The organism is Pseudoalteromonas sp. G4 (assembly GCF_028875915.1).
Lineage (GTDB): Bacteria > Pseudomonadota > Gammaproteobacteria > Enterobacterales > Alteromonadaceae > Pseudoalteromonas.
Genome location: NZ_JAPEHW010000127.1, coordinates 1 through 5,345, shown reverse-complemented (window position 1 = coordinate 5,345; position 5,345 = coordinate 1). Strand labels below are relative to the sequence as shown.

The following is a 5,345-nucleotide window of genomic DNA, read 5'->3' as shown; positions in this document are numbered from 1 at the left end:
TACTTTCTTCACCCTTTGATATTTTAATTTTTCTATCCGGTTCGTCATCGCCACCTTGATGTGAAAACGTCACCTCAGAAAAGGCTTTGACGGTAACATCTTTTCCGTCTTTGTCTTTAGCCGTGTATTGCGGATTAAAGCGTGGCGTTAGTTTATTGTTGGCATAGCGCTGGAACGTGCTGATCACGTTCATGTCTTGCCCTTGCTCTTGCAAAATCCAATCGGTAAATGTATTGGGTTGGATTTTTAGCTTCGGCTCTGCATCAGCATCTAAGTCATTATCCCAGTAAAACAAGTCTTCCGTAAACGCGTTGTAATACAAAATCTTATGGCGCGAAAGTGGCGCTTGCTCTGCATCGTCAATCGCATCTTGCCCATCGTCGTTTGGCGCGATGAGCTCTTTAAATTCGCGCGACAAACGCGTTTTACCTGTGCCATTAAAGGCATAGATCAACTGCACTTTTTTATTGTTGTCTCTAATAACTTTCGCTATTTGTTTTAAACTCTTACTCATAAAAAACACCTATTTAGCCAAGTCAAATATCGACAATAAATAGTGTTTATATTGCTTACTCCTTGCATTAAGCTCTTCATTAAGCTCTTCATTAAGCTCCGTAAATTTATCCAAAATTTCTACGATTCTATTTTGTATACTTAATGACTTTTCCGGATTTTCAGGACAAGGTATTGGAATTTTCTTAGCTGAAAAATTACTTATCCATTGTCGCTTATGATCACCATCAACTAGATCACTTGGCAAAGTATTCAACCAAAAGTAAATATATTTAAGAGAATATTTATTATCATCTTTTGAGGTTATCATCTTCATTGCTGATGACTTTGCCTTAAAGTCAAAGTTCACCCATTTGTTAGCTGTAGTAAAATCATCAAAAATTATTACTGGGCTTTTGGACGCTTGGTAGATACCGTCTGTTTCGTCCGTGTAACCTAAAATAAATGTTTTTCCTGCGGTTAATACCGGAGTGGAGTATGTATCACTATAATTAGTTGTCTTTACTAGGTATTTCGTTGGCTGTTCATATCCAGCTACGGTTCCCAATTCTAGAAATTCGAATCCTGCACCACTAAGGATTTCAGTCATGAATTTTTGCTGTCCAGTAGATGCGATTTCTTTAACTATTGAATTAATATCTTTACGAAGTTGCTCGATTTTAGAAACTGTACCTTCAAGCTTATTATTTAACTCATTAATATCTATATCTTCACGGTTATTTTTGGTTTCCACATAACTACTTACCGAAAGGTTGTAGTTATTGCCAGCTATGATGTCCAACTCAACAGATTCAGCAAAGTGACCCACATTTTCTTTGCTGGCAAAGACTTTGATAATGTCTTCGATATGCTGATCAGTCAGTACGTTGTTATTGGTTTCTTTTTTAAACAGGCCACTGGCATCAATAAACTGGGTGGTGGTGTCGGTTTTATGTTTAGACAGCACCAAAATATTTACTGCAATGGTGGTGCCAAAAAACAAGTTAGGTGCCAGTGAAATCACGGTTTCAACATAGTTGTTATCAACCAAGTACTGGCGAATTTTTTGCTCAGCACCACCACGGTAAAAAATACCTGGGAAGCAAACAATGGCTGCGCGACCTTTGCTTGATAGGTAACTTAGAGCATGTAGCACAAAGGCAAAGTCGGCTTTTGATTTGGGTGCAAGCACACCTGCGGGCGCAAAGCGGTCATCGTTGATTAGGGTTGGGTCGTCGCTACCAATCCATTTCACTGAATAAGGCGGGTTAGAGACAATAGCATCAAAGGGTTTGTCATCTAAAAAGTGCGGTTCAGTTAAGGTATCGCCCAACTGAATATTAAACTTGTCGTAGTTAATGTTGTGCAAAAACATATTCATACGAGCCAAGTTGTAGGTGGTGTGGTTGAGCTCTTGACCAAAAAAACCATCTTCAATGATATGCGCATCGAAGTGCTTTTTGGCTTGTAACAGCAACGAGCCCGAGCCTGCCGCAGGGTCATAGATTTTATTCACACTGGTTTGGCCGTGCATGGCCAGCTGCGCGATCAATTTTGAAACGTGCTGGGGGGTGAAAAATTCGCCACCGGATTTACCCGCATTGGCGGCATAGTTTGAAATCAGGAACTCATAGGCATCACCAAATAAATCAATTTGGTTGTCTTCAAAATTACCGAAGGTTAAACCTGCCACGCCTTTTAACACGGCTGACAGGCGTTTGTTTTTTGCCTCTACCGTATTACCCAGACGATTACTGGTGGTATCAAAATCCGCAAACAAGCCCTTGATGTCTTTTTCTGAATCATAGCCATTGGCTGAGTTTTCTATTGCAGCAAAAATTGCTGCCAAATCCGTATTTAAATTTTCGTTTTTGTGTGCATTAGCCGCTACATTGCTAAACAACTGGCTAGGGTAAAGAAAATAGCCTTTGGTTTTAATGGCATCTTCTTTAGCAAACTTGATGTTTTCATCATCGTCAGACATGGCAGCATAATTAACGCTCTCATCGCCGCCTGTGATGTAGTTGACAAAGTTTTCACTGATAAAACGGTAGAACAGCGTACCCAGTACATATTGTTTAAAATCCCAACCATCCACTGAGCCTCGAACATCATTGGCAATCGCCCATATTTGGCGTTGAAGTTCGGCACGTTGTTGTAAACTTGTCATTTATAATTCCTATTAAACTGATACTAATACGTGTCTCTCGGCACGTATGAAAAACTCTAACTTGGGCGACAATTTGCGCGTTTAACCTAAATTCTGTTGGGATCCAAACCCGCAGCCTTAAGTCTGGTGGTTAAATTACGCATCTTGCTGAACTCTGTTCCTAAACTTTGTTTAAGTCCTACACCTTCACAGAATTCTTTTGACGTGATGTGCTTGAGTTCATCGGCGAATTTGATCATTTGCAGGTGTAACTCAGCCGTATACTGATTGCGTGGTGCATCAGCGAGAGCCAATTTAATTTGCTCAAAAATGGTTTGTTCAGACATGTTCAGGACTTCGTTTTTATCATTTAGCTAAATTAGCTAATTTAGCAATGATATGCAAAGACTATCGTCAGAGGATCTAAATAGCGGTTATTTTATGATCGCTAATTGCTGAGTTTTTGGCAGCTCAACAACATATATGTTGTTATTTCATCATAAATTGAAAATTTTTTAACCTTCTAACATACTGAGTTTTTAATAAAAACAATGATTATGTTTTGTAATTCAGATAGTTAACGACTTTTCGTAGATCCATTTAGATCCTTATTTTGCTATAATTTGATCACGTAAAAACTGCTAATGACTCACGGATTGAGTCTGGTTTTACAGTTTCCGTTTCAATTTGGAGGTAAAGCGGATGGCGAACTATGTTCAAAATACAAGGAAGTATGAAAAGTGGATTAAAGAAGGTCGTGGGCAAGGTCAAAAAGAGACCTACAAGCCTTGGCTTACTGTTTTTGATGTGCCTTCGGAAGGAAGAAGCCACCGTATTCCATCATTCAAACTCAAGAGAGAAATTACCGCTTTTTCAGATCTTGAAGCCGCTAGAGTTTATCAACTTGAAAATGATTGCTCAGTAATTGATTACAACGAGCAATATCCTCTCAATCGCGATAGAACACTAGCTATTGCGAACAGACCTGAGTTTGCGTTTACTCATCCAAGAATAAGAGAATTTCCTATCGTAATGACAACGGATTTTGTAGTTCATTACGCCGATCGTATCGAAGCGGAGCAAATTAAGCCCACATCAAAGCTCGATAACGACAGAGTGCTAGAAAAACTCAAAATTGAGCAGGCCTATTGGGAAGAACAAGGAATTAAATTCCTTATTAAAACAGAGAAGGACTTTCCGCTTGATCTGAGGAAGAACCTGCAATGGCTTCATCAACCACAATGGTACCAAACACCTGATCATTTATTGCGTGCATTTGCAGCGGAGTTTATGGAACTCTTCACGCGATACCCAAATGATCGGCTCGCCGATATTGCCGAGTACTTAGAGCTTAATACAAAACTGGCTAGGTTACAGGAAGGTAATGGCTTGATGATGCTAGCAATACAAAGCCTTTATAGATAAGGTTTGATTGACTTGGCATTCATAATGCCAACGTTAAATTCATAGTAGATTAAATATGAAACATCAAAAAACTCAGCGTAAAAACCTATTTAAAGCAGTACCATTAAAGAGCGCTGGTGTTGAGCGTGTAGATAAATCAAAACGGCTAGATGTTGATGCATTAGTGATTAATCCAGCAAATATTGATGTGCAAAGGAATCGTGGCTTCGTCAATGTCCCTCAAAACAAAGTTGCACTGCACCCAGCGCGGTATTTTTAGGGATTGTATTTGTCTAAGGCAACAGCAAAGGGGATGAGTGTTAAAGAAGTCACAGATAATCTAGAATATATCTGATGAACTTTTTGACGATTTTTTGAATGAAAAAGTGAGTGTTGGTATAGACTTCGCAAAGCAGCTGGAGCTGGTCACAGATATGCCATTCGTTTCTGGTTACGTATTCAAAAAAATTTGATGAATCACATAACGATGACTCTCATAAAGCTGAATATTGAAAACATAAAAAGCATGGATTAAAGAGCGTTCTTTTGTTGGCAATAACATAAGTGCTAATTCTGCAAAAGCGATCAAAAATAATAAAATCATCAAGTTTCACACTTTATCATTCAGATATCACAATCCCATCACTTCTAATATTTTTAGGCTGTTTTTACTATAACCATGACATAAAAAATAAGGAGAATGTCATGAGTAATAACGATCATAAAGCAAACCAAAAGAACCCTAACACAAATACAGCTGGAACTAATGCTGCCTATCAAAAAGTATTGGATAACCGTAGCAACCAACTAAATCCAAATAACCCTCGTTATAAAGGTAAGAAATAAGGAGCTAACAATGCCAAATACTTCGGATATGTCTCAAGAAGAACTAGACGTTTGGTCAGATATTAATAACCCGAACAATGATGCAGATATGGATGACTGGGCAGATTGTCATAATCCAAATAATGATGACTACATTGGGGATGACTAAACCAATTGGCTGGTAGATAATGCATCTGCCAGCCAAAAGGAGTTGCTTTGAAAACACAAGATAATAAAAAATGTAGAGATACTAAACGACTTATAAAAATTGCCATTGAAAATGGCATGACCAACCAAGAAATAGCAGCTAAAGCAGGGTTGAGCAAAAAGTCAGTAGCCCAAGTTAGTCGGTGGCGAAATGGGGAAGCTTTAGCCTTTGAACGCCAAATGAGATTTTTCATTAAAGAGTTTGGTGATCAGTTAAGGCGGAAATCTGAGCACTTATTAAGTGTTGAGAAAGAAGGTAAGCATCATT

At 38.6% G+C, this 5,345-nt stretch carries 7 protein-coding genes and 2 pseudogenes; 5 read left to right on the top strand and 4 right to left on the bottom strand.

Going from position 1 to position 5,345, the window contains the following annotated elements; all coding sequences use genetic code 11:
• From ON073_RS19965 to ON073_RS19955, 4 genes and pseudogenes are all read right to left on the bottom strand, one after another.
• Positions 1–514 (bottom strand): annotated as a pseudogene (locus ON073_RS19965) (AAA family ATPase); the annotation flags it as partial.
• Between the two features lie 9 nt (positions 515–523).
• Entirely contained in the window at positions 524–1,102 is a 579-nt protein-coding gene (locus ON073_RS20545) for a restriction endonuclease subunit S (RefSeq protein ID WP_342455429.1), read from the bottom strand.
• Between the two features lie 24 nt (positions 1,103–1,126).
• A pseudogene (locus ON073_RS19960) lies at positions 1,127–2,662 on the bottom strand (type I restriction-modification system subunit M); the annotation flags it as partial.
• Between the two features lie 86 nt (positions 2,663–2,748).
• Positions 2,749–2,988 carry an HTH-like domain-containing protein gene (locus ON073_RS19955; RefSeq protein WP_274763629.1) on the bottom strand — a complete coding sequence of 80 codons (240 nt, stop codon included), beginning with the start codon at positions 2,986–2,988 and terminating at the stop codon, positions 2,749–2,751.
• A gap of 355 nt (positions 2,989–3,343) precedes the next feature.
• Here ON073_RS19955 and ON073_RS19950 point away from each other — a divergent pair, with 355 nt between their 5' ends.
• The 5 genes from ON073_RS19950 to ON073_RS19930 form a co-directional block, all read left to right on the top strand.
• Complete coding sequence (locus tag ON073_RS19950; protein ID WP_274763628.1) at positions 3,344–4,066, top strand: TnsA endonuclease N-terminal domain-containing protein; 723 nt, start codon at positions 3,344–3,346, stop codon at positions 4,064–4,066.
• 55 nt (positions 4,067–4,121) lie between these two features.
• Positions 4,122–4,325, top strand: coding sequence for a hypothetical protein (locus tag ON073_RS19945; protein ID WP_274763626.1), 204 nt, complete (start codon positions 4,122–4,124; stop codon positions 4,323–4,325).
• 425 nt (positions 4,326–4,750) lie between these two features.
• Positions 4,751–4,891 (top strand): hypothetical protein, encoded by a 141-nt coding sequence (locus ON073_RS19940; RefSeq protein ID WP_274763625.1) that lies wholly within the window; start codon positions 4,751–4,753, stop codon positions 4,889–4,891.
• Between the two features lie 10 nt (positions 4,892–4,901).
• Complete coding sequence (locus ON073_RS19935; RefSeq protein WP_274763623.1) at positions 4,902–5,039, top strand: hypothetical protein; 138 nt, start codon at positions 4,902–4,904, stop codon at positions 5,037–5,039.
• 47 nt (positions 5,040–5,086) lie between these two features.
• A partial coding sequence (locus tag ON073_RS19930) for a hypothetical protein (protein ID WP_274763622.1) occupies positions 5,087–5,345 on the top strand: 259 nt, incomplete at its 3' end.

Excerpts from the sequence above, each read along its gene's own strand:
- ON073_RS20545 (WP_342455429.1), bottom strand. The coding sequence starts at position 1,102 with ATGACTGAAATCCTTAGTGGTGCAGGATTCGAATTTCTAGAATTGGGA.
- ON073_RS19955 (WP_274763629.1), bottom strand. The coding sequence starts at position 2,988 with ATGTCTGAACAAACCATTTTTGAGCAAATTAAATTGGCTCTCGCTGAT.
- ON073_RS19950 (WP_274763628.1), top strand. The coding sequence starts at position 3,344 with ATGGCGAACTATGTTCAAAATACAAGGAAGTATGAAAAGTGGATTAAA.
- ON073_RS19945 (WP_274763626.1), top strand. The coding sequence starts at position 4,122 with ATGAAACATCAAAAAACTCAGCGTAAAAACCTATTTAAAGCAGTACCA.
- ON073_RS19940 (WP_274763625.1), top strand. The coding sequence starts at position 4,751 with ATGAGTAATAACGATCATAAAGCAAACCAAAAGAACCCTAACACAAAT.
- ON073_RS19935 (WP_274763623.1), top strand. The coding sequence starts at position 4,902 with ATGCCAAATACTTCGGATATGTCTCAAGAAGAACTAGACGTTTGGTCA.